The 22,615-nt window shown below is 64.6% G+C and carries 26 protein-coding genes, 1 tRNA gene, 1 pseudogene and 1 other annotated feature; of the genes and pseudogenes, 7 read left to right on the forward strand and 21 right to left on the reverse strand.

Annotated features, from left to right (window positions below; all coding sequences use genetic code 11):
• Positions 1 to 71 precede the first annotated feature (71 nt).
• On the forward strand, positions 72 to 698 hold the full coding sequence (gene orn / locus FM104_RS13395; protein ID WP_087132744.1) for an oligoribonuclease: 627 nt from the start codon (positions 72 to 74) through the stop codon (positions 696 to 698).
• Positions 699 to 734: 36 nt separating this feature from the next.
• Positions 735 to 810, forward strand: a tRNA-His gene (locus FM104_RS13400).
• Here the strand turns inward: FM104_RS13400 and FM104_RS13405 are convergent.
• The 8 genes from FM104_RS13405 to FM104_RS13440 form a co-directional block, all read right to left on the reverse strand.
• Positions 803 to 2,497: a recombinase family protein gene (locus FM104_RS13405; RefSeq protein ID WP_087132745.1), complete on the reverse strand. Its 1,695-nt coding sequence runs from the start codon at positions 2,495 to 2,497 to the stop codon at positions 803 to 805. The genes FM104_RS13400 and FM104_RS13405 overlap by 8 nt on opposite strands.
• Positions 2,498 to 2,678: 181 nt before the next feature.
• Positions 2,679 to 2,885, reverse strand: coding sequence for a hypothetical protein (locus FM104_RS13410; RefSeq protein WP_143738417.1), 207 nt, complete (start codon positions 2,883 to 2,885; stop codon positions 2,679 to 2,681).
• Positions 2,882 to 3,448, reverse strand: a complete 567-nt coding sequence (locus FM104_RS13415) for a hypothetical protein (RefSeq protein ID WP_087132747.1) — start codon at positions 3,446 to 3,448, stop codon at positions 2,882 to 2,884. Before FM104_RS13415 ends, FM104_RS13410 begins: the two co-directional genes overlap by 4 nt.
• 20 nt (positions 3,449 to 3,468) lie before the next feature.
• Positions 3,469 to 3,924 (reverse strand): single-stranded DNA-binding protein, encoded by a 456-nt coding sequence (locus tag FM104_RS13420; RefSeq protein WP_087132748.1) that lies wholly within the window; start codon positions 3,922 to 3,924, stop codon positions 3,469 to 3,471.
• Positions 3,925 to 4,010: 86 nt separating this feature from the next.
• Positions 4,011 to 5,795 (reverse strand): type IV secretory system conjugative DNA transfer family protein, encoded by a 1,785-nt coding sequence (locus FM104_RS13425; RefSeq protein ID WP_087132749.1) that lies wholly within the window; start codon positions 5,793 to 5,795, stop codon positions 4,011 to 4,013.
• Entirely contained in the window at positions 5,792 to 6,337 is a 546-nt protein-coding gene (locus FM104_RS13430; protein WP_087132750.1) for a hypothetical protein, read from the reverse strand. The genes FM104_RS13425 and FM104_RS13430 overlap by 4 nt, the downstream gene beginning before the upstream one ends.
• Before the next feature lie 34 nt (positions 6,338 to 6,371).
• Entirely contained in the window at positions 6,372 to 7,856 is a 1,485-nt protein-coding gene (locus FM104_RS13435; protein WP_087132751.1) for an ATP-binding protein, read from the reverse strand.
• On the reverse strand, positions 7,853 to 8,626 hold the full coding sequence (locus tag FM104_RS13440; RefSeq protein WP_087132752.1) for a hypothetical protein: 774 nt from the start codon (positions 8,624 to 8,626) through the stop codon (positions 7,853 to 7,855). The genes FM104_RS13435 and FM104_RS13440 overlap by 4 nt, the downstream gene beginning before the upstream one ends.
• 118 nt (positions 8,627 to 8,744) lie before the next feature.
• Here FM104_RS13440 and FM104_RS13445 point away from each other — a divergent pair, with 118 nt between their 5' ends.
• Positions 8,745 to 9,500 carry a hypothetical protein gene (locus tag FM104_RS13445; protein WP_087132753.1) on the forward strand — a complete coding sequence of 252 codons (756 nt, stop codon included), beginning with the start codon at positions 8,745 to 8,747 and terminating at the stop codon, positions 9,498 to 9,500.
• 42 nt (positions 9,501 to 9,542) lie between these two features.
• Here the strand turns inward: FM104_RS13445 and FM104_RS13450 are convergent, their stop codons facing one another.
• The 12 genes and pseudogenes from FM104_RS13450 to FM104_RS13505 all read right to left on the reverse strand — a co-directional run bounded on the left by FM104_RS13450 (position 9,543) and on the right by FM104_RS13505 (position 19,471).
• Positions 9,543 to 11,009 (reverse strand): SCO6880 family protein, encoded by a 1,467-nt coding sequence (locus FM104_RS13450; RefSeq protein WP_087132754.1) that lies wholly within the window; start codon positions 11,007 to 11,009, stop codon positions 9,543 to 9,545.
• A 6-nt stretch (positions 11,010 to 11,015) separates the two neighbouring features.
• On the reverse strand, positions 11,016 to 12,398 hold the full coding sequence (locus FM104_RS13455) for a conjugal transfer protein TrbL (RefSeq protein ID WP_087132755.1): 1,383 nt from the start codon (positions 12,396 to 12,398) through the stop codon (positions 11,016 to 11,018).
• 34 nt (positions 12,399 to 12,432) lie between these two features.
• On the reverse strand, positions 12,433 to 12,705 hold the full coding sequence (locus tag FM104_RS13460; RefSeq protein ID WP_087132797.1) for a DUF6112 family protein: 273 nt from the start codon (positions 12,703 to 12,705) through the stop codon (positions 12,433 to 12,435).
• 151 nt (positions 12,706 to 12,856) lie between these two features.
• Positions 12,857 to 13,123 (reverse strand): DUF6112 family protein, encoded by a 267-nt coding sequence (locus FM104_RS13465; protein WP_087132756.1) that lies wholly within the window; start codon positions 13,121 to 13,123, stop codon positions 12,857 to 12,859.
• An 8-nt stretch (positions 13,124 to 13,131) separates the two neighbouring features.
• Positions 13,132 to 14,313 (reverse strand): annotated as a pseudogene (locus tag FM104_RS13470) (M23 family metallopeptidase); the annotation flags it as partial.
• Between the two features lie 9 nt (positions 14,314 to 14,322).
• A complete protein-coding gene (locus FM104_RS13475; protein WP_256971665.1) occupies positions 14,323 to 14,958 on the reverse strand; it encodes a hypothetical protein in 636 nt (211 codons plus the stop codon).
• 87 nt (positions 14,959 to 15,045) lie between these two features.
• Complete coding sequence (locus FM104_RS13480; protein ID WP_087132758.1) at positions 15,046 to 16,044, reverse strand: ParB N-terminal domain-containing protein; 999 nt, start codon at positions 16,042 to 16,044, stop codon at positions 15,046 to 15,048.
• A gap of 6 nt (positions 16,045 to 16,050) precedes the next feature.
• On the reverse strand, positions 16,051 to 16,917 hold the full coding sequence (locus tag FM104_RS13485; protein ID WP_087132759.1) for a hypothetical protein: 867 nt from the start codon (positions 16,915 to 16,917) through the stop codon (positions 16,051 to 16,053).
• A 94-nt stretch (positions 16,918 to 17,011) separates the two neighbouring features.
• On the reverse strand, positions 17,012 to 17,383 hold the full coding sequence (locus FM104_RS16795) for a hypothetical protein (protein ID WP_256971666.1): 372 nt from the start codon (positions 17,381 to 17,383) through the stop codon (positions 17,012 to 17,014).
• Between the two features lie 2 nt (positions 17,384 to 17,385).
• Positions 17,386 to 18,063, reverse strand: coding sequence for a DUF2637 domain-containing protein (locus tag FM104_RS13495; protein ID WP_087132760.1), 678 nt, complete (start codon positions 18,061 to 18,063; stop codon positions 17,386 to 17,388).
• Positions 18,060 to 18,980 (reverse strand): bifunctional DNA primase/polymerase, encoded by a 921-nt coding sequence (locus FM104_RS13500; RefSeq protein ID WP_087132761.1) that lies wholly within the window; start codon positions 18,978 to 18,980, stop codon positions 18,060 to 18,062. The genes FM104_RS13495 and FM104_RS13500 overlap by 4 nt, the downstream gene beginning before the upstream one ends.
• Positions 18,977 to 19,471 carry an ImmA/IrrE family metallo-endopeptidase gene (locus tag FM104_RS13505; RefSeq protein WP_444875230.1) on the reverse strand — a complete coding sequence of 165 codons (495 nt, stop codon included), beginning with the start codon at positions 19,469 to 19,471 and terminating at the stop codon, positions 18,977 to 18,979. The genes FM104_RS13500 and FM104_RS13505 overlap by 4 nt, the downstream gene beginning before the upstream one ends.
• Before the next feature lie 12 nt (positions 19,472 to 19,483).
• Here FM104_RS13505 and FM104_RS13510 point away from each other — a divergent pair, with 12 nt between their 5' ends.
• Both FM104_RS13510 and FM104_RS13515 read left to right on the forward strand, forming a co-directional pair.
• Entirely contained in the window at positions 19,484 to 20,008 is a 525-nt protein-coding gene (locus tag FM104_RS13510) for a CHAT domain-containing protein (RefSeq protein ID WP_256971667.1), read from the forward strand.
• A gap of 16 nt (positions 20,009 to 20,024) precedes the next feature.
• On the forward strand, positions 20,025 to 20,588 hold the full coding sequence (locus FM104_RS13515; protein WP_087132762.1) for an ankyrin repeat domain-containing protein: 564 nt from the start codon (positions 20,025 to 20,027) through the stop codon (positions 20,586 to 20,588).
• A 28-nt stretch (positions 20,589 to 20,616) separates the two neighbouring features.
• On the opposite strand, the gene FM104_RS13520 is transcribed toward FM104_RS13515, so the two are convergent.
• A protein-coding gene (locus FM104_RS13520; RefSeq protein ID WP_143738419.1) for an IS3 family transposase occupies positions 20,617 to 21,881 on the reverse strand; the annotation gives its coding sequence in 2 pieces (ribosomal slippage) (positions 20,617 to 21,578 and positions 21,578 to 21,881; 1,266 coding nt in all).
• Positions 21,448 to 21,582 (reverse strand) — a sequence feature (AL1L pseudoknot). (Overlaps the previous gene by 135 nt.)
• Positions 21,882 to 21,988: 107 nt before the next feature.
• On the opposite strand from FM104_RS13520, the gene FM104_RS16800 reads away from it, so the two are divergent.
• Positions 21,989 to 22,270: a hypothetical protein gene (locus FM104_RS16800; RefSeq protein ID WP_256971668.1), complete on the forward strand. Its 282-nt coding sequence runs from the start codon at positions 21,989 to 21,991 to the stop codon at positions 22,268 to 22,270.
• A gap of 96 nt (positions 22,271 to 22,366) precedes the next feature.
• Positions 22,367 to 22,603, forward strand: a complete 237-nt coding sequence (locus FM104_RS16805) for a hypothetical protein (protein ID WP_256971669.1) — start codon at positions 22,367 to 22,369, stop codon at positions 22,601 to 22,603.
• The last annotated feature ends 12 nt before the right edge of the window (positions 22,604 to 22,615 follow it).

A 22,615-nucleotide genomic window follows, 5' to 3' on the forward strand; every position in this document is an offset into this window, starting at 1 on the left:
AGCTAGAGCTCATAACCACGCGCGGCGTCCGGCACTCCTACCGACGATCACCGCGCCGATAGGATCGACACATGGTTTCTGCGTCTGAAAACGACCGTCTTGTCTGGATCGACTGCGAGATGACAGGGCTCGATCTCGCAGTCGACGAACTCGTCGAGATCGCCGTCGTCATCACGAATTTCGAACTGGAGCCGGTCGACCCGGGTTTTCAGATCGTGATCAAGCCCAGCAATGCGGCGCTCGAGAACATGAACGACTTCGTGACGAAGATGCATGAGGCTTCGGGACTGATCGAAGAGATTCCGCAGGGTGTCTCACTTGCCGAAGCCGAGGAGCAGACGCTGGCGTACATCAAGCGATTCGTGCCGCAGGAGCGCAAGGCGCCGCTGGCTGGCAACACCATCGGCACCGACCGCATGTTCCTCGCCAAGTACATGCAGAACGTCGACCAGTACCTGCACTATCGCAACGTCGACGTCTCCAGCATCAAAGAACTGTCACGCCGGTGGTACCCGCGAGTGTTCTTCCAGGCACCGGAGAAGAATGGCGGTCACCGGGCTCTCGCGGACATCCTCGAGTCGATTCGTGAGCTGCGCTATTACCGCGAGGCGGTGTTCGTCGGCGCGCCGGGTCCCTCCTCTGACGAAGCACGCGAGATCGCTTCCGCCACGGTGTCCGAGTTCACTCCGAACATGTAATAGACTTGAAGAGTTGCCTGCTCCGGTAGGCGCATGGTGGGTATAGCTCAGCTGGTAGAGCGCCGCCTTGTGGTGGCGGATGTCGCGGGTTCAAGTCCCGTTACTCACCCCAAATGGGAGAGGTTCAAACCCTCGACGAGAGTCTCCACTCTCGCGAAGGTCTGAACCTCACCACTTTTCTTTTTCCCGGCACCTGCCGCAGCCGCCCAGTTCAGCGCGTTCGCCTGCTCCTCCGCGTTGCACAGCGACCCGAACGGCCGCTCGTAATCAACCCGGGTCTCACGGGCTTCGTCGATGAAGATCCGCGTGAAGAACGCCTGGTTGCAGAGCCTTCGGTTCGCATCATCACAGCGCTGGTAGATGCCCGCGACGTTCGCGAGTAGCCCGAGCGAGTCGTCGACGTTCGCGCGCGCCGACGCATACTCGTCATGGTGCGCGGCGATCCGGTTCTCGATGTTCTCCAGACCCGCGCCGATGCGATCTTGCTCGATCTTCAACAGATCGAGCGGCACCGCTCCCGCATAGTGCGCTTGCAACACCTTCATACGCTCGTCTTCCAGGCGATCCCTCTCGGTCGCAAGCCGATTGAGTTCCTTCGACTCTGAAGCCATGAGGTGGTCGAACTCGGCGTGCAGCATGCCCGCGAGGCTCTGCCGCATCTCACCACTCACTTGAATCGTCTCGTAGTAGCGCTCGATGAGGTGCTCGACATCCTCGATGAGCATGGCCTGCCGCGTGCACGCGTTCTTGCCGGAGTGTCTGCCCGAGCAAACGAAGTACGGATAGACCTTGCCGTGCCGGTTCCGTGCGTTCGTGATGATGAGCCGTTCACCGCACTGTCCGCAATACACCGTCCCCTTCAAATAGTGGTCGTGCACCTGGGTCGCATCGGCCGCGGACTTGTGCGCATCCAGCACCGTCTGCACCTGATACCAGACCTCTTTCGCCACGATCGGCGTGTGCGAACCCTTGTATGTGACGCCTCCGTAGCGCACGTCGCCCTTGTAGTACGGGTTCGTCAGAATGCGGTGCATCGTCGACAGCGCGATCGGTTTCGACGGCCGCTTCGGCGTCGGTGGACTCGTCAAACCCCGCGCGACGAGTTCGCGATGCAACTGCGTCGTCGTCCACCGTCCCGACGCATACACCTGGAACGCCCACGTCACGAGCTCGGCCCGTTCCGCATCGACGACAACCGTGCGGATCTCGCGGCCTCGTTCGTCACGGATACCGACATTCGTGTAGCCAATCGGGGCGCGGTTCGGAGTGCCACCCTGCGCAGCCTTCTGCGAGAGGCCCTTCACCGTTTCGGTGGCGAGGTTGCGGGAGTAGAACTCCGCGATCGACGACATGATGCCGTGCAACAGCATCCCTGACGGGGTCTCATCGATGTTCTCACTCGCAGACACCAGCATCACCCCGGCGTCACGGAGCGCGAGATGGATCGTGACGTCGTCAGCTCGGTTGCGTGCGAGGCGGTCGACCTTGTGCACGATGCAGTAGTTCACCTGGTGCTCGGCGACGTACTTGATCATCCGCATCAGCTCGGGCCGGTCGGCCTTACGGGCCGACTCTCCAGCGTCGACGAACTCTTCGATCACGGTTGCGCCGAGTTGCTCCGCCTTGCGGCGATTGGCTTGCCGCTGGGCCGGAATCGAGTACCCCTCGTCAGTGCCGCCCTTCTCGGCCTGCTCTTTGGTCGAGACGCGCAGGTAGGTGACGGCGACCGCGCCGCCAGAGGGCATCGAGGGATGCACGAGATCATCGACCGCTTGCCGGTCGGTTGTTGAGGTCGTCATGGCTCTTCTCCGCGTTGGTGGTCCAGAACGTCCACCGCGGATTTGTCAACTGCGAATGTTGATCGTGAGAAGAGCCCGAAGGCTGTAGGACTAGGCCAGAACGGCCACGTTATAAGTGCTCCACACCGAGGTGCAAAGGTTTGGGACCACAACATCCACCTCAACGGCGGACACCCACATTCTACGACGAGGTGCTGGCACTCGCCAGGGAAGTTCGTCTACCGCTGCTCGCCGCGCGGGCCTCCCCCGCGTCTTGAAGGGCGAATCGAATCAGGAGCTGCGTGAGCATCTGCACGTCGGGCTCCGGACGATGCTCACCGCGCACCGACAGACGCCGCTCCTCGCGGCTGCGACGTTCGGTCTTCTTCTCGTATGGGCGAGACATCATTCGTTCACCTCGCCGGTCTCGGGGTCGATGTTTGCGAAGAACGCGTTTTCAGCGGCCTGGCGTCCTGCGACCTGGTCGAGCACGAACTGCACGAAGTCGGCGTCGCGGTCGGTGATGACCTGCTCGACGATCTCCTGCTCGCGCTTCTCGCCGGGCCACGGGACTCGTCGTGTCGGTCGATCCCTATCGCGACGTGTTCCACAGGCTGCCACCCAGTCGCGGAGCCTGCCGCGTGCGTCGGCGAAATCGCGGTGCCATCCGAGTGGGGCGGAGCCGTCTTGGTCTGGGTCGTAGGCGCAGAGCCAGTGCAGGTGGAGTGCCGACAGCTCCCAGAGGAGTTCGGGGTGGCGGTGCCACAGTGGCGGAACCTCTGAGGCGGGAAGGCCGTACTCCAGGCGCAGCCAGTTCACCCAGCGGTTGAGTTCGAGCAGTTCTTGCTCAAGGTCGTGGGCGGTGAGCAGGTTCCAGTTCACTGGGTGCGGTGGCACGGCTGCGGGTTCTGGCTCGAAGTTGGTCTCCGGGACGTCGTCGAAGGAGTCGCCCGGTACGTCGCGGTCATTCATGATCTCGCTCCTGCGGTGTCTCAGCGGCCGAGGGTCGGAGCTTCAGTGCTCGGCCGCTGTCGAGGGGCGTCGAACGCTCGGCTCTGCTCCCTGGACGGCGCTTCGTGTGCCCCGGCGCGGGAACTGCGGTCGACGCTGTACTGCGTGCGCGCGGTGTCGTGGCCGATCTTCTTGGCGACGAAATCTTCGCCTTCGACCTTCTGGCCGTCTCGCTCGTAGGCGTACTCGTGGGCGTATCCCTCGGCGACGAAGCTGTCGCCCTTCGCGAAGCGCTCGTACGCTCGTTCAGCGGTGGCGCGATACATGACGAGGTTGTGGAAGCTCGGTTCGAGCTTGGTGAAGGTGCCGTCGTCTTCACGCCGGAAGTTCTCTTGGCCAAAGCGGGCGTAGAAGCGTGCTTCGCCTCGGTCGGTCTCGGTGAGCTGCGGGTCGCTGGCGATGAAACCAGAGATCGACTGCTGCGTGCGGATAGTCATGGGACTGTTCTCCTGTCTGATGAGGAGCAGCCGACTCAGCTACTCGTACCAAACAGGTGCACTGGAGTGCCCGTGCTGACGGCGCTCTACTCTGCGGTCGACCGTTGTTGCAGCAGCGCTTCGATATCGGCGCGATCGCGCAGCAGCCCTGCGGCGTCCGGCCTCTTCGGCCACGGGTGCAGATCGGTGACGATCGGCGGTGCGGAACGCAGCAGCACGACGCCGGTACCGAATGGCAGGGTGCGAATGCGGTCGGGCGGCATGATCGGCACGCGCCGCACCGAGCGCTGGTTCGTGCGCGACCCGTAGTCGCCGAGGGTCACGGAGTCGGTGAACTCGTCTCGCTCGCCGATGAGGGTGGAGAGGTCTTGGAGGTCGCGGGAGTTGGATGCGCCGCCGAGGACGATCTTGGCGATGCTCGCGTCCCAGATCGCGGCGGCTTGATCCTCGCTCCACTTGTCGCGCGCTTGCGCGAGGGACTGCAACACGGGCATCGTCGTAATCCCAGTACCGCCGCCTTCGGCCATGAGCGTCGGCAGGGACGGGAGCGGTGCGAGGTTGCCGATCTCATCGAGTGCGAGCAGCAACGGCGGATCAAGCCGTGCGCCTGGTGACCGTGCCGCCATGCGTCGGGCGGTCTCGACGAGATCCTCCACGAACGCCGCCACCAGGGCGGCGCTGTTGCCTGCCCCGGCGCCCGTGGCGAGCAGGTACAGGGTGCCCTTGTCGCGGAAGAACGCTTCGGGGTCGAACGGCTCGTCGTCGCCAGGGCTCACGGCGTCGAGCACGCGGGGATCAGCGAGCGCTGCGAGTGCCAGCGAGACGCCCTGCCAGATGGAGTCGCGGGTGCGCGGGTCGGCGTCGATCATCGCTTCCAGCGACTCCGCCCATCCCGTTGCGGCGTGCTCTGACGCGTTCAGGATGGCGACGGCATCAGCAGCGGCAGAGGGATCGAGGGTCCACCGGAACAGCTCCGCAGGTGTGCGGCGGTCGAGGGCCGCGGCATGCAGCATTGCCTGGAGCGCGACCCTGGTCTTGCCCTCCCAGAATCCGTCACCATCGACGCCGCCGTCGGCGAGCCCAGTGGCTGCGGCAAGCCCCGCCGCGCGGATCATGGCGGTGAGCGGATCCTCGCAACCGCGGATCGGAGACCACCGAAGACCCACAGGCACGCCCTCGGCGAGGCGCTGCGGGTCGAACACCATCACCGGGCCGACGCGCATTCGCGCGCGCAGCGTTGCAGTCAGGTTGTCGGGGCGGGTTGAGGTGGTGACGACCCCGCCAGGTGCGTCGAGGATCGCGGGGATCACGACGTGCAAGCCTTTGCCCGATCGCGGTGGGCCAATGAGCAGGATCGAGTCTTCGACGCTTGCCCACACTTCTTTGCCGCGGGCCTGCCCGACCAGGTAGCCGACGTCGGCTGGTGTTGGGTGTTCGAGCGACGGGCGGAGCGTGCCAGCCCGGCGGAGCAGCGCCCGAGCCGACGCGGTCGTCTGCACCTCGTGCGAGGTTGCGGTGCCAGCAAGCTTGCGAGGATCGGTATCGACCTTGCGGGAGTAACGCCTCCACCGCGTCCACGCCCACGCCGTCGCAGCAACGAGTGCACTGAGCATGAAGCCCGCGACCACCCAGTAAGCGATCGAGTCGAGCCCATTGATGCCGAGCGCCGCACCAGGATTACCAGGATTGAAGAGCACACCGACGCCGCCGGTGATCCCGACACCCGGTTGATCGAGGCCACAGAACAACGCGGCGACAGACCCCGCAGCGCGGAGCACGAGTGCGACGCCGAAGAGGCCGATGAGCGCGATCATCATGATGTTCGTCAGCTCGTCGCCCAACGACCCGGTCTGTCGTCCTTGTGCGTTCATGGCAGTCGCTCGGTCACGATTCGGCCCGAGATGTGCCCGATGAGCATCACCTCGGTGGCATGATCCAGGAGCCGGCTGAGGTCGACCACGGCGCGTGCGTCCCCGGTCGCGTTCCCTTCGGCTGAAGTCACCGGGATCGCGACCGTGATGTCTTCGCCAGGAATGAAGCCGCTGCCGCTGATATCCAGCAGCAGCGGTGGCGTACGGCGTCGCTCGCGCCGGGAATGTGGACCTGTTGGCGGCATCAAGTCGGCTTCTTGATCGCCGTGCTTCAGGCGTTTGGCGTGGATGATGTCGGTGAAGACGGTCCCGTCGCTCTCACGCACTTCGATGCGAACGGTGCGCTTGCGCCCCAGAGTGAGTGTATCGAGCAGCTCACCGAACTGCGCCCGAGACCAGGTCTCGGCCGGTGCGGGCGGCGCGAACCCGACCCCGTCGAGCGTTGCGATCACCGCGCCAATCTCACCGACGGTGATGATCGCGAGGGGAATCGAGACGGGAGAAGAGTCGGGCTTGTCGGAGGGATCGTGATGGGTGCTCATGCCTGAGAGGTGCGCACCCGCGCCCGCCCTCGGATCAACTCGTCATGCGACCAGTCGTGTCGAACAGCTCCAGCTCCGCTGGGTGCAGTTGGTGCTGGCAGACGAATGAGCGGTCCTTGATTCGCCAGAGTCCCTGGCCAACCCCGAGCCCTGGGAGGAGTTTCTGCTCCGTGCCGGTGAGGCCGAGGGCGCGCGCGGTGACGCCGAGCTGGTCGGATTCTTGCCGGTAGATGATCCTGGTCTCCGCGTTCGCGAGCAGACTGTTCGCGAGGGACCGCATCGCAGATCCTTGATCGCCGACGTTTTCGAGGTCGGTGAGTTTGTGGAAGATCAGCATGTTCGCGATGCCGTAGTGGCGAGCGAGTCGCCAGTGCGCGTCCATCCGCTTGAGAAGCGCGGGATGCGACATGAGACGCCACGCTTCGTCGTAGATGCACCAGCGTTGCCCGCCGTTCGGATCGAGCAGTGCTGATTCCATCCACGCCGACGAGCAGGTCATCAACACCGAGATCAGCGTCGAGTTCTCTGCGACCCGTGACAGGTCGAGCGAGACCATCGGCAGCGTCGGGTCGAACTCCACTGTTGATGGTCCGTCGAAGAGTCCGGCGAGGTCTCCCGCGACGAGCCGTCTGAGGGCGTGCCCCACCAGTCGACCATCTTCAGCGAGACGGCCGTCTGCATCGGCTGTGCTGCTCGGGTTCAGGATGTGGTCGACAATCATGGGCAGGATCGGCACCGCGTTCGTTCGCACTGTCTCTGTGAGCGCGTTATCTATTGCGGTGTGCTCCAGCGGCGACAGCGACCTTTCGAGCACTGTCTCGGCAAGAGCACCGATGAGGTCCCGGCGGCGGGATGCAACCGTGATGGCCCACGTCGCGTCGCTCATTCCCGATGGCCGGTAACCCTCGTCGAGCGGATTCAGGCGGGTCGACAAACCATGACCAAGCACGATCGCCCGGCCCCCGACGGCTTCCGCGACGGCGGTGTGCTCGCCTTTCGGATCACCTGGCACGTACACGCGGCGTCCGAACGGGAGCGAGCGTGTGTAGAGGCTCTTCGCGAGTGAGGACTTGCCGGAGCCGACGATGCCCGCGAGCACGAGGTTGGGTGCGGTGATGAGACCGCGTGAGTAGAGCACCCACGGGTCGTAGACGAAGGATCCGCCGGAGTAGAGGTCTTGACCGACGAAGACACCGTCAGGGCCAAGACCGCCTTCGGCAAGGAACGGGTAGGCGCCCGCGAGTGTCGCCGAGGTGTCTTGATGTCGCGGCAGCTTGAATCGTCCCGGGGATCGCAGCTGAGCGGGGCCAGGCTCACCGGCATTCGGTAGGTAGATCGTGGCTCGGCGCTCAGCCTGATCCGCTGCATACTTCTCGTGCGCGGCCAGCCGTTCGGCCCGGTGCTGTTCGAGTTGAATCTGCTTCGCTGCGAGCTTGCGTTGCTTGCTCAGTCGGCGCTTCTCATGAGCGGGCGTGACCAGCACTGAGGTGTGGAGCCGTTCTGTGTCATCGCGTTTCACAGCCCGATTCCTCTCGCTCGCTTCACCGCGGCAACGCCCGGATGCTCGAACCACGATGATGGCGACGCTGGCTGCAGTTTGAGCGCATGCGCGTTGCCCAGCTCTTCGTCTGCGAGGGCATCGGCAGGGTTGATCTCGTGGAGGCGGTACAGGCCGACGTGACCGAAGGAGTGGCTGTAGGTCATGTCGTAGTTGCTGTTTCGAACTTCCTGCTCCAGCGGACCCGTGGGAGGCGCGTCGTAGACGTGCCCGTTCTCCATCGCGGCCTGGGTGGTCTCGTCGCCGTAATCCCAGTTCTTCAGGTATCCCAACGCAGCATCGACGCCTTCGTCATCAATCATCTTCAGCACTTCGTCGGCATCCTCGCCTTGCAGGAAGCAGACGCTGACCCAGCGTTGTTCGGCAGCTGGTCGTCGGTCTGGCAGGGATCGCCAGGCGATGCGCCCAGCTGCTGACATCGCAGCATCCATTCGTTCTTCGGCCTGATCGATCAGGCTCGCCGCTTGTCGCAGCGCCTCTGCCGTGGCAAGCGCCGCTCTCGATCCGATCGCATGGTCACCGTCATCGTCAAACGCGCGGGGGCGATTCACCCTGTGGGAGGTGGCGAGCTGCTCAACGACTTGGTGCAGCGACCGCATCCCGGAGAGAAGGTCTCCGAGTACGCCGTACATGTCCTGCGGATTCTCGAACCCCCGACTCGCGTGTGCGAGGCCCCGCAGAGCCTCGGACGCTTCACCGGCGTCGGCGCCGGGATCGTAGAACGTTGGCATCAGTGCACCGCACCTCCGTGAATATCGACACAGAGCAGGTGCGCAACCCCATCCAGCGTCGGATGCGCTCACTAGACTTCGGGCATGGACACCCAACAGCCGAGGGGCGGGAGTGGTGATGGCTGAGACCGGCTTCACTGACTACGAAGCGATCATTCGAGTCTTCGACGGAATGAAGCTCTCGAACTCCAACTACGCAGATGATGCGGTGAGTTCGTTGCTTCGCGACCCAGTCTCGAACACGCTTGAGACGCACGCGCCGATCTTCTTAAAGGATGCTTCCGAAGAGGGCATGAAGAAGGTCGCCGAGGCCGTCAAAGATCTTCCGACAGGAACCAAAGTCATTCTCTTGGCAGGTGCGGTTGTGGTGATCAGTGGAGCCGTGGTTGTCGGCAAAAACTGGGAGTCCATCAGGAGCTGGAGCGTCGGCGCGATCAGCAGGCTGCGACCCCAGAAGGCGCTTGTTTCCCGAGTCTCCGACATCGAAGCCGTTGAGATTGATATTGAGCCTTCGGCTCGCATGGATCTAGTTGACTCTCCTACAGAAGTTGAGATTGCCGAGAAGGAATCGGCAATCAGCCTCACTTCAGCTCAATGGAGGCAACTACTTCAGGGTGCGCTGACACTGAGCTCCTGGGAAGAGCAGATCTGGTTGGTCCTATGCAATGCCGCCATCGAAGACGGGGATGAGAAGGTTCTCGAATGGCAGCGTCAAATGCGTGAGCTGACGCCAGACGAGGCAGCCGCCAGCGTACGTGGAATGATTGAGCAGCACCCAGAGCTTAAAGACGACCAGGCCGTTGCTGAACTCATCAAGATTGTCGTTCGGAGACTCGGGGAAACGGATGGAGACCCGAAATCGCTCGACCTTTGAGCCGTCCAAGCGTGTGAATCGACCTATACGAGTTGCCTGGATTCACACAACCCGGCACAGCGGCAGCGCGGCGGCGGTGAACGCCTGAGCCTGCTGGCCGACGAGCAGGCGGGTCTCGCAAGAGGCTTGAATCGCGGACTGCTCAATCGCAGCGACAGCGGCGTCGAGTTCATCAGCGCTCGCCGCAGAGACGCTGATGAGGCCGGTGTAGCGAAGTACTCCGTGGCCAGCGGTGAGATCGGCCTCCTGCTGGAGCACGTCGTTGAACTCGGCGGTCTGTGAGGCGTCCTCGATCTGCCCGATTCGCTGACGCTGCGCGGCATCGGAGATGTACTCGGTCTTCTTCTTGCGGATGTTGCGGGCGGCCTGATCCGAACGCATCGGAGTGCACAACATCGAGAACGAGCGCTGGATCCCCGTCGAGAGCAACATTGGTGCGAGGAATCCTGGGTAGACCATCGAGCGCGGCCACTCGCTGATCCACAGCACCGCGTGATGTGCCGAGTCAGTGCGAAGCCCCGACCACGACTCGTTCACTGCGACAGGTCCCGCGGTCGCCAGCGACTGTCCCAGCTCGCCGTGCCGCTCCAGACTGGCGGCAACAGCCGGGTCGTATGCCGAACGCAGAATCACCGCGATCTGCCCGCTGCTTAGCCACGCTGAGGGCGCGAGATCTGCTGACCTCAGTGCGGCGACGAGCGTCGCCATCTCCTGGCGCAGCACAGCGGCCCCGCCGCGTACCCCGCCGCCCGCGGTGCGAATCTGCCGCGCGGCAGCACGCATGTCGAGCGAGAGCGACAACGTGGTGGCGTGTCGTTCACCTGCCGGGCCTGCACGGTCGATGAGTTCGGCGTACGTGGTCGAGGCCCAGGTGTCGTCACGGGAGCCGTGCGCGGCCCACCATTCCGCGAGACCGGTACCAGAGTCGGGCAGCGTGCGCTCCAGCACCTGCAGCATCGAAATGCGCCCAGACCTGCAGGCGGTGGCGAGCACACGCCCCCAGGAGGCGACCCGTCGCTCCTGCTCACCGGGGTCGAGCAGCACGAACGCGGGATGCGTCACCGAGAGGACCACGGTCAGTGTGGCTGCCGCGGGGTCGTGGATCATCCCGGCTCCAGTCGCTGGGTCGTCGTACTCGCGGAGCCGAGCCATGTCGCCGGGCAGCGCGAGTGTTCCCACAGGTCGCGGGGCGACGATGCGGCGGCGGTAGAGCAATTGCCCGCCGGTGGTTTTCCACATCCACCAGAACGCAACCGGGATCCACTCGACGATCGGGCGCCGCGCGATGGGTACCCAGGCGAGAACTGCAGCGAGCACCACAACGGGTGCGGCGAAGGCGATGAGAATGCCGCCTCCTGCGTAAAACGCCCACACGATCGACCCGAAACCGATGCTGAGGGTGCTCAACTGCGATACGGAGAGCCCGAGGAGGACACCGCGGCGAGTGAGCCGGGAGAACTTCACCGGCGTGAGTTCAGCGTCAGTTCTGGATTGTGTGCGTGACGACATTTCGGATCATCCCTTCGGCGTGCGCGGGGTCGGTGGTGCGGGCTTTGGCGGTGCAGGGTCAGTAGACGGTGGTCGCGGCTGCGGCACAGAGCGTGCAGGCGAATCAGCCTGCGGCGGCGCAGGCGTAGCGGTCTGTTCCGCGCCGCCAGCGGCGGTCTCGGCTTGGCTCCCGATAGCACCACCGAGCTTCGGACCCGCGGTTGCCGCAGCCTTTGCGACCTCGGCAGCGATGACCACTGCCGCAGCGGGTCCGGCGACCGCGGCTCCGGCACCAGCTCCGCCCGCGGCGGCTCCACCCGATCCACCCACCGTCGATCCGGCCTTGGCCGCCCCGCCCGCCCGTGCCGCCGCGCGGCTTCCTCCTCCAGCGGTGGGTATCGATCCTGCGCCGCCCGAGGGGTCACCTCTGCCGGATCCGCCGCCATCAAGCACCTTCTTCACGCCGTCGCTCTGCGGTTGCGTGGGCACCGGGACGGGTCGGTTGACGGCGTTCTTGGCGTCTTGTTCGGAGCCCATCGCGTGGTACTGGTCGAAGCCGAGGAACGAGATGAACCGGTACACCATGTATGGGGCGAACGCGGCGATGAACAGCAACACGATGCCGTTGATCGGCTCAGTAACGGCGGCGAGATCGACTGCGATGGGCGTGGAGATCTGCGTGATCGCGATGAGGAAGATGACGACCAGGACGAGTTTCGAGACGATCAACGCGATCACGAAGGCTGCCCACTTCCCGATCCAACCCCGGGTGACATCCCATGCAGCTCCGGCGAATGCGATCGGCGCGAGCACGATCGCGACCAGCAGCAGCGCCTTGCGGATGAGCAGGGAGAACCAGACGATGGCGACGGCACAGATCATGAGCCCTGCGAGGAAGATCGTGACGATTGCCCCCACTCCTGGCGCGGCGATGTTGATGGTGCCGAGCCCCGCGGCGAGCAGCATGATCTTGTCGCCCATTGACTCGGTGGTCTCGCCAGCGGCTTGCACGATGCCGATGCAGAGCTGATCGACGATCTCAAGGGTTGTCGCGGTGAGTGTGATCACGACAAACGAGCCGAGGATCGCCTTTGCGGCGCCGAGCGCAGCGCGTGAGAGCGCGGAGGGCTCCCTGCGGATGAGACCGAGGATGAGTTGGAAGCAGAAGAACAGCAGCACGACGAATACGCCGATGCCGAACAGCAAGTTGTAGACGTCGAGGTATCCGTCCGTGGTGACGTCAACGAGCGTTGTCGAGTCGAAGACCTGCCACATTCCATCGAGCAGCCATCCGGCGGCTTGCCCCATTGTGGAGGCGAGCCAGTCGAACGGTGCCGAGATGAGAGACGCGGCGGCTTCACCGGCGGTGTCGCAGACGGTCGAGATGATCGGGATATCGCAGACACTCATCACGTGCCACCTTCGGGTCTTTGAAATGTGTGCGTCAGACCTGCTGGCCGACGCCCCAGAAGAAGTTGATGAGCGTCACTGCCGCACCGCATAGCACCGCGGCACCGCAGGAGACGAGTACGCCGACTTTGCCGCGCGACGCCAGGTGCGGGTTGGACGAGTTCGATCCGAATCCCCACACGATCGCGGACACGATGAGCGCGAGGACGCTCAGGATCAGCCCGACCGTCATGACGGCGCCGACGATGGTGCGCAACTGCGCGATCCCCGGCAGACCGGAATCATTCGGCGTAATGTCGATCTCCATCGGCACCAGGGCGGGAAGCTGTGCGGCAACTTCCAGCAGCGTTGAGGCGAGTTCGAACACGACGTGCTCCTTGCGATTAGCCCGCCACGAGGACGGAAGCGAAACAGGGTCGCCAGCAAGGTGCGCAGCAGGTTCCGGCGGCGCGCGTGGACTACAACTGCTCGCCGATGCCGATCAGCCAGTTGATCCAGGCGACGCCGCATCCGGCGAGCGCGGCTGCTCCGAGCGCGACAAAGACGCCGCCCCGTCCCTTCGCTGACATGCCGGGGTTGCCGGTCGAGGTGGCGATGGCCCAGATGATCGCGCAGATGATGATCATGAGGACAGCGACGATCAGGATGATCGTCAGCAGCGCGCCGACGAAGACCTTGAGGTCGCCGATGCCTCCGAGGCTGTCGAAGTCAGGGAACACGTTCATCTGGTGCCTCCGGCTTCGCAGTTGGATGGGCCGGTCGTCGCCTCGGGCAGGTTCGCAGCCTCGTGGTCGTTCAGCCAAGCGGCGGGGTCAATGGCGGTGCCGTTGGTGCCGCCAGGGCGAACTTCGAAGTGCAGATGAGCGCCCGTCGAGTAGCCAGATGAACCGACATCGCCGATGTGTTGGCCCGCGACAACGGGCTCGCCCGCGGTGACATGGATGCCGGTCTGCCACATGTGCGCGTAAGCGGTCGCGACCGTCTCGTTATCCAGCTGATGTTCGATGACGATGAGTCCGCCCCAGTTGTCGCTGAACTCGGCGACGGTGACGACGCCATCTACGGCGGCAAGGATCGGGGTGCCATCAGGGGCAGCAAAGTCCAAGCCGTGATGCGTCGTCTGCTCACCGGAGATCGGGTCGATACGCGGCCCAAAGTCGTCTGATTGCACCCAGGTGCCTTCTGGTAGCGGGAACACCACTTTCGACGACGTGTTCGATGCGTTTGAAAGCGAACCTGCGGGAGTAGTCGCCGATGCCGAAGCACCACCAGTCGTGAGCGTCACGAGGATCTCCTCGGCGACCGGCGCGTAATTATCGTACCGTTCCGGGTAGGCCGAGACTTCGACGGCTTGCGCGACTTCGCCGAGCCCCATCGACTCCCAGCCGGGAATGTCGAGGAGCCCTCGCGGTGACGGATAGTTCGGCCCCGTCGGCCGGCCGAAGAACGCCGCAACCTGGTACTCCGGATCCATCAGCTCGGCGACCGTGCCCCAGCCAGACTGCGGGCGCATCTGGAACAGGCCGAGCGAGTCGTTGTCGGACCCGTTGCCGTCGTTTGGGTAGTCGCCGGATTCTGGGTAGGTCCCCGTGTTCGCAAGCATCCGTAGCGTCGACTCGGTCAGCGCCGCCATCAACGAGATCTTCAACGCATCTCGGTTGACGCCTTCGATCTTCGAGCCGACGGTGATGATGGTCGCCGCGTGTGTGAGCTGCCGCTTGTTAAGAGTGAATGTGTACCCGTCCGCCGTGGTGACTTGCAGCGAATCGGGGACGTTCCGCACGCTGACCCCACTGCCGCTGACCGTGCAGGCGGCGAGCGCGGCGGTGTTCATCACGAGCCCAATGCTTACGAGACCGAGCGTCGGCGCGAGGAACATCAAGGCGAGGGCGCCGATGGCGAGCTTCTTCAACACGATGCCCTCCTACCTGAGTGGGCTGCCGAGTTGCGAAAGCCGCAGCAGGTAGCAGGGGTCACCGTCCGGTGGGCAAGCGAGGAACACCGTGAAGGCGACTGGTGCGGTGAGCACTTGCGGTACGTCGTTCCAGATGCCGTCGCGGTGTCGTACGCCGTCGATCGTGTACGCGATCGCGCCGGGTGGGAGCTGGCCGGGCTGGGCTTGTGCGACTGCTTCGCTCCACGCGTCGGGTACAGCGATGTTGTCGATCGTCAGGTACTGGGTGGTGGCGTATTGGCGCAGCTGCACCCATGCTTCCCGGCTGGGCAGATAGGTCGCGATGTCGGCGGCGAGTCCGGCCTGCTCGGTGCCCGAGGGATCGCCGACATCAAGAATCGCTGAGGTGTAGTCGAGTGGCATCAATCCAGCTCCGGTGTCCCAGGTGAACAGCGCCGCAGCGACGCGGCGTGCGAAGGTCTCCGGGTTGCTCGTGGGCAGGATCCGCGGCACTTGAGGCCGCGAAGGAGTCTCGGGTCGCGGAGATGCCGTCGATGACGGCGCAGGATCGCGATGAACTGGTGCCATCTCGCTGTCGGTGCCGCTGAGGAGCCCATAGCCGCCCACAGCAACAAGGGCGAGCAAGATCACTCCGCTTACGATCATTGCGATGAGCTTGCGGCGCGTCCTGGGATCAGCTGAAGTTCTCATGCCCAGCAGGTGCACTGCAAGATCCGAGCGCTCGCCGCCGCCTCAGATAGCGCGCAGTCGCGGCGGAGCTTCGTTCTCAGCGTGCAGTTGGTCGAGCGCTTCGCGCAGGTGGTCGGCGAACTGGCTCCATCGCTCGATAGCTGCGAAGAACATGTCGGCTTCAGCTTCGGTGAGTTTCGCTGCAATTGCTATGGGATCGGTACTTGCGCAGAGCCCTCCGAGTTCGGTCCAGGTGATGACGAACGCTCGTACCGTCATCGGCTCGATGGCGGCGGGGGCGTCCGCACCGGGGGTGCGTCGTTTCGGCTTCTTGCCCGCCTTGATCTCGGCGAGCTTCTCTTCGGCCAGCCGGTGCAACAGGACGTCGCGATCGGCCGTCGCAGCGGCAACGAGTTCTCGAGTTCGCACCCAGCGCGGGTGTACCGGTGCGCCGTCGCGAATCTCGTCGAGAAACTCCTGCGCGACCTGTCGCAGATCCTCTGACTGCACTGAGTCCTCGGCAGTTCGTTGGATGAGGTTGATCTCTTCGAGCCGTGTGTATGACGACGTGCCCGTGATCATCTCTGCCGCCTGACGACGGGCCGAACCCAATGGCGTCTCCAACGGTCCTGCCGATTCGGCATGACCGTTCCACCTGGGCTGATGCTCCGTCGACAGCTGGGTTGCAGCCTTCCGCTGTGCCGCATCCTCGGCGAGCAGCGCCTTCATCTCCCGATACAGCGCCGCCGCTTCCAACTGCGTGAGCGGCTTGTGGAGCACATTGTCGTCTTGCTCCGCGAGCATGTACCCGAGCGACGTCGAGATCCCCGAACGCACCCACACCCGAACCTCGGTCCAGCCAAGTTGCTTGATGGCAGCCAGGCGCCGCGCACCACACACGAGTACGCCGTCGGGTGTGACCGTGATCGGCTGCAGGAGCCCGTCACGGTCGATCGACTGCGCGAGGGCCGCGATGTCGCCGAGGTCGTTGCGATGGCGCCGCCCAATATGGATCGACTCGACAGTTCGAGTGACGGCGCCGTTCCCCTGCTTCTCGTCCATGACAGGTCATCTCCGCCGCCCCGGCGCGGCGAGTGCGATCTGGAAGACGAGCTCCTCGTCGTGCAGCAGCGACTGCAGCGTTTCACCGAGCAGGAGCCGGAGCAGCACTCCACGCCCGGCTGCGGTGGCTTGCAACGCAGGATGGGTGTTCCCGAGGATCGCCCGCTGCAGCGCGGACCACGAGTGTGCGGGCAGGTCCAGCAGTACGAGTGCATGCTTGTCGCGGCGCAGCGACTCGTAGGCGCTCGCCCGATTCCCGGCACGTTCGGTAGCCTCGCAGACCCGATCGATTCCCAGTCTGGCGACATCCTCGGGCCAGTCGAGCAGCGTGAACAACCGCACCGCATCGGCGATCGCGGCGCGAGCTGACGACGCCGAAGAGAGTTCGTCGTGAACCTCATCGATCTCCGGTTCGTCGTCAATGTCGACATTGTCGGTCACGCGGAACGCCCGGTGGTAGTCCGACAGCGGGTTCTCGCGATCGGAGATGCGCTCGGGATCGTGCAGTGCGGAGAACTGCGGTCGGCGTGCTTGGTTCGTCGAGCAGAGCAGCCCTTGCCCGCGTTCCTCAGCGATGCAGGTGACTTGTACGCCGCGGGTGATGACCGCCCAGGGATCCTTCGCTTGGCGAGTCGCCTTTGCACGCATGACCTCGAATGCAGCGCTCGCCGCTTCCCAGGGGTCGAGTCCGTGCTTGCGCGCGAGCGCCGCGTACTTGTCTGCGGTGAAGGCCATGAGATCCGCAGCAACCGGGTCGTGCTTCCACGCGCTCGACCCCTGCTGGTGCAAACGAGTGAGCACACGGCGCAGGCCTTCACCCGTGTTGAAGTCTTCGGCGGGTTCGGTGACATTCGATGTCGATGTGGTGCGCATGGTGGGATACCTCCTGGCAGGCAGGTGCGCACTCGCTCCCACGACGGGAGTGACCGTGTTCGCGCGCATAGCCAACCTCCTGGAGTTCCGGTGGTCAGCGCATGCCGACCGCACCCCGATCGACACCGCGCTCGGCACTCCCGCGGCCAAACGCCGACAGGGGCGGGAGACGACGTGCGCGATCGCCAATCACGTGCAGGCGATCGGCGGTGGCCCCGCGCGCTCTGCGAGCGAGTTCCTGCTGGAAGTCGATCCCGGCACCGGCAACTCGGGAACCACCGCGCGCGAGGAGGTCTGTGGGCCGCACCCACTCCACCCCGCGTGCTCGCGCGGCAGCAGGATCCAACGGGTACCCATGGCGGTGACGTCCGATCGAGGCGGCTTCAATCGCCTCCGGCGTACCTTCGGTCCCGGCCACGTCACCGGCAAGGCCATCGCGACGGCGGTCGTATTCTTCGGCACTCATGTTCATGGCTCCTCTTCTGGGTGCGTCTTGCTGAGTAGGTGGGAGTTCGTCGTCGAAGTCGTCTCGATAGCTGGCGCAGGGGCATCCTCGTCTGAGATGAGCCAGCGGCCAATCGTCGAGGGATGCACGTTGAGTTCGCGGGCGATCCGCTTGTTCGTCCACCCGCTGCCGCGTAACGCGGCGGCCAGCTCGCGACGATCCGGCGACACCAGCGCCTCGGCGTCCAGTTCGGTTGCCGGATCGGGATCGGGATCGGAGTCTGCGGCAGGGGCGGATACTGCGCTGGTGAGGATGACCGTGAGATGTGTGATCGCGAGCAGCACCACCGGCGGCACTGCGGCGACGGCACCAGCGAGGACGCTGGGAACGTCCGCGTCGGCTGCGATCACCGCGTGGATCGCATTCGCGGTGACGGAAACGACAGCACCGCCGATCAGGAGTGCCCAGGGATACCAAGCGGAGCGGTTGCCAGCGAGCGCGACGACTGCGACTGTGGCGACGACGATGATCCCGTCGATGATCAACGGCCACGCCCAGGCTTGCCCTACTCCGATGCCGGAGCGCCTGGCGAGGTCGGCGAGAGAAGTGAACGAGAGCCAGAAGGCGCCAGCGGCAATAAACACAGTGCCCGCCACCGCGGTGACGACAGCCCAGCGGCGACTCGTCGAGATGGTGTTCATGCCAGCACTCGTGATTGTGAATTGCACGGTGGCGCCCGGTCCGGTTGCGGAAGCGATGAAGCCCGAGCCCCGCTCGGCTGCGAGCCATGGACGGAGCGGTAGGCGGAGCGCACGGTCGTCGAGATCTCACGGTCGGTGAGTCCGGCCGAGCCGCCCGCCACGGTGAGCGCTTCGAGCGCGCTGCCTGCCGGAACATCGTGCTCGGCCATCTTGCAGGCCGCCCAGAACAGGCCGTGGTTTCGTTCGCCCTCTTGTCGCCGAGCAACCCATGCAGCAAGGCGCTCCACTGCGAATGGCTGATCAATCGCAGGATCGCTCCGATGGATCGCGGGCTGCGGGTCGAGGAAGTCGCGAAGCCGCTCGGCATCGAGCATGAAGCGCTGCTCCGAGTTGATGCGATCGATCACGTAGGCGGTTCGTTCACCTTCGATCATGCGGGCGGAGGGCGGGACGATGATGTAGCCGCCGTCGCCGCGGAAGTCGATACCGGCGCGCGCCGCTTGCCACGACCGCTGCTGATCCGACGACGACGCGTGGAAGTAGAGGTGTAGACCGCCGGAAGGCGATCGCACCGTCATCTCCCACCCGGCGACAAGCCCGGCGACGTGCGCCCGGTTGAGCGCGTCGTAACCGTTGACCTGGCCGTGTACATCAACGTCGACGACCACGACACCCGACGTCTTGCCGGTCGGGATGGCGAGATTCGCGCGAGGGTGCGCACTCCACCACGACCTGAGTTGCCCGGGATCGGCCGACGCATCATGGAACCCTCGCCGAGTCAGCGGCCGCTTGCTTTCAGCGGCGACCGGAAACACGGGCACGCCCGCAGCAGCCAACACGAGCGCGGTCTGCTTCGATGTCGCTGTACCCGGCATCCGCGCCATGACCGATGAGAAGGCGCTGTGCACGGCAGTCATGCGATGCTCCGCACCTCAGCCCGAGCGGGATCGTGCCGCGAGGATGCCGTGGCGCCCACGGCGGACGCGATCCTGCGTTCGGGAGGCTGCCGTTCCGCGCTCGCGCGGGCCGGGACATCTCGTTGCAGCCCCGGCGGAGTACCGGTGCCGAGTTGGTCGGTGTCGAGCTGATCGAGAATCTTCAGCGCGATCGCACGCACCCGCTCTCCGGTGGTCTTGACGACATCGGCGGGTTTTTTCCCGTCGACCTGCGCGGCCCAGGTGGTGACGTACGGGATCGTGTAGCTACTGGTGTCCATGCCGTGCGCGGCGCCGATCATGAGTGCGACCGACTCGGCCTCAACTTCGCCAATGCCGCGATGCAGGCGCACGTCGACGCTCTCGGGGTCGTGCATAAGCACATGCCCCAACTCGTGCGCGAGCGTCTTCACCCGTGCCGCATCATCCATGTCCGCCCGCACCAGCACGGTGCGCTCGCCGTAGTTCGTCACCCCGTTCGCACCATGGATCGGTCCGCGCTCCACCGCGACCTGATCGACCTCGATGTGCGCCCGGCTGCCACCGCGAACGATTTGCTTGATGGCATCACCAAGTTCCGCCCGCATGTCGTGCATTTCTCAGGGCACAGCAATGAAGACCTCGTGGTGTTCGAACACGAGAATGACGCCCCGCACCATGGACATGTCGTCACTGCGCGTGCGTTCTCACGGGCGATCGCAGCGACTGACGAACCCCCGCTGCTGGTGCTACTCAATGCCTGCAAGTCGGCGTCTCAGATTCACCAACTCGTCGCCGAGGTTGTGCCTTTTGCGATCGGGATGGCTGACAGCATTGAGGACGGCGACGCGATCAACTACGCCGCTCAGTTCTACGCGTCCATCGCGAACGGGCAGTCCATCCGGTCGGCCCATTTGGCCGGTCAGGCGGCTTTGGAGCTTGCTGGGCTGAACGGAGCCGAGTTGCCGACGCTCGCATCAGCCGCCGACGCAGATTCTGGGAGCACCTTCCTAGTCAAAGTTGCCGAGTAGCGCAGGAGGCACACCGATGAGTACCGAATGGCACGGCGTCGTCGACACCGAAGCACTGAAGGCGAGCTACGTGGAGAACGTCGATCTCGTTGCCGACGCGGCGAAAGCCGGGAGCTGGACGGAAGTCTTGAGGCTTCTGGACTCGGATGACTGGCTGACGCCCAACCACTGGCGGATCAGCGGGAGATCCTGGTTCACGCCGCTGCACCAGGCCGCGTGGCTGGGTGCACCGGTAGACGTCGTGGAGCAGCTTATTCAGCGGGGGGCGTGGCGGTCGCTCAGGAACGCCGACGGCGATCGTCCGCTCGATATCGCTGAGAAGCGCGGCCACCCTCATCTGTTGGATCCGTTGGGCGTGCGCGCGACCGGAGAATACGAGCAGCGAAAGTATGCTGCGTGGGATCGGCATTTGGCTGAATTGATTGCAGAGCGCACCCAGAGGCTTGACCCGGTGAGGTTCCGACAAGTGCCTACCGAAGTCATTGCCCTGGAACAGCTTGAGAGCTTGTGGTTCGACTACCCGGGCATGTACGGCGGGTTCGGCATGTCGATCCACAGGGATCGGCTTTTCGTCGAGTGAACCGCACTGGGTTTGATGGAGACTGACGTTATTTGATTCCCAGCAGCCGGTCGGCGGCTGTTGGGCCAGCATAGAACGCTTCCTCGAACTCCGCGGGCGGGATGTCGCCGAGGTAGCCATGCAGGCGTTGCGTGTTGTGCCAATGCACCCAGCCGAGGGTCGCCAGTTCCAGGTCCTCGACCGTCTTCCACGGACCGGATCTGGCGGGTCCGCGGACGAGTTCGGTCTTGTAGTAGCCATTGACTGTCTCGGCGAGGGCGTTGTCATAGCTGTCCCCGACGGTTCCGATCGATGGTGTCGCACCGATCTCAGCGAGGCGTTCGCCGTAGCGAATCGACGTGAATTGAGACCCGGCGTCGCTGTGACACCGCAGATCCTCGTGATGGCGGCCCCTTGACCAGCGGGCCATCTCGATCGCGTCGAGAACCATCTCAGTGCGCATATGTGACGCGCACCGCCACCCCACGATCATCCGACTGAACGCGTCAACGATGAAGCAGACGTAGGCGACGCCGGCCCAGGTGGGAACGAACGTCAGATCGGTAACCCAGAGCCGGTTCGGTGCGGATGCGGTGAACTCCCGCTTCACCAGATCAGGATGCCGAGCCGAGGTCGGATCGGGCCTGGTCGTCTTCACCCGCTTCGACCGGATCGCTCCCTCGATACCCGCTGCCCGCATGAGCCGGCCCGTCTGATCCCGGCCGATCTCAATCCCCGCCCGGCGAGCCGCTTTCCAGAGTTTCCGGACCCCATAGACGCGATAGTTGTCTTCCCAGAGAGCGACAAGCTCAGGGGTCAGGACGGCGTCACTGATCGACCGCGCCGACGGGGCACGGTCTTTCGCGGCGTAATACGTGCTCGGAGCTATCTGCAAGAGGTCGCAGATGGGCTCGACTCCAAGCGGGCGACCCTCGATGACGTCGTTCTTGTTCGCGTCGATGAACGCGACTATTTCCGGTGTTGGCGGTCGAGCTCCGCCCCGAAGAAAGACGCCGCCCGCTTCAGAATCTCGTTGGCCCGCCGCAACTCGCGAACCTCCTGCTCAAGCTCTCGCATCCGTCGCGCCTCCGCCGTGGTCACCCCGGCAACGTGACCGTCGTCGACGTCTGCTTGCTTGACCCAGCTGCGGACGGACTCGACCCCGTAACCGAGCTGCGTCGCCACGCGCTGCACCGTCCCGTGATCGGTCCCGAGCTCCGCTCGCAACCTCCTGACCATCCGCACCGCAGACGCCTTCTCCTCCGGCGAATACCGACGCCCCGTCGACCCACCAGGTCCCTGCTTCGACACCATGACTCCATCCTCGTTTCCAAGGTCAAGAGCCTCCAACAAACCCAGGGCGGTTCAGTGGGCCAATCGCTATCGCCCGGAATGAGCGCTCGAACGCCCGATTGCTGCGCATGGTCGATGCGCGCGGTCAGTTCCTTTGTGCCTGGCGCGCTGAGGTGGTCGCGCCAGGCCTGCGCGTCCACCGGGCTCAGCCCGACCACTGCACCGTCGTGCTCAGCCAGCCAAAGCGTCTCGACCGCGCCCAGCCTGGACAAGATACGTCCTGTCACCGGGTCATTGGGCTCGACGAGCATCGACAGCACCATCCTCGCAGTGCGCTCGTCGCTCGCGACATCAATCAAGCTGGCCATCATCGGTTCCTCTCGACGCTCGTTACCGACGAGGTGCGCTGACCGCTTCAGGGGCTGGCAGCCATCCCGGAGACCGGCGTTCGACAGCAGTTTCAGCGAGTCGTCGAGGTTCGCACGGGCATCAGCGTAGTGGCCGTGGTGAGCGTTGATCCGGTGCTCGATGGTCTCCAGCGACGCAGTGATCCGGTCCTGCTCCTTCTTGAGCAGGTCGAGCGGGATGGCTCCGGCGTAGTGAGCTTGGAGCAGCTTGTGCTGCTCGCCCTCGAGTTGGGTTCTTCGTGTCGCCAGGCCAGTGAGTTCGGCGGCTCCTGCTGGCGTGATGCACCGGTGGGTGCGCTCGAGCAGCGGGATCACGTGGTGAAACGTCACCGATGAGGAGGCGATACC

The organism is Microbacterium esteraromaticum (assembly GCF_900163815.1).
Classification (GTDB): Bacteria; Actinomycetota; Actinomycetes; order Actinomycetales; family Microbacteriaceae; genus Microbacterium; species Microbacterium esteraromaticum_B.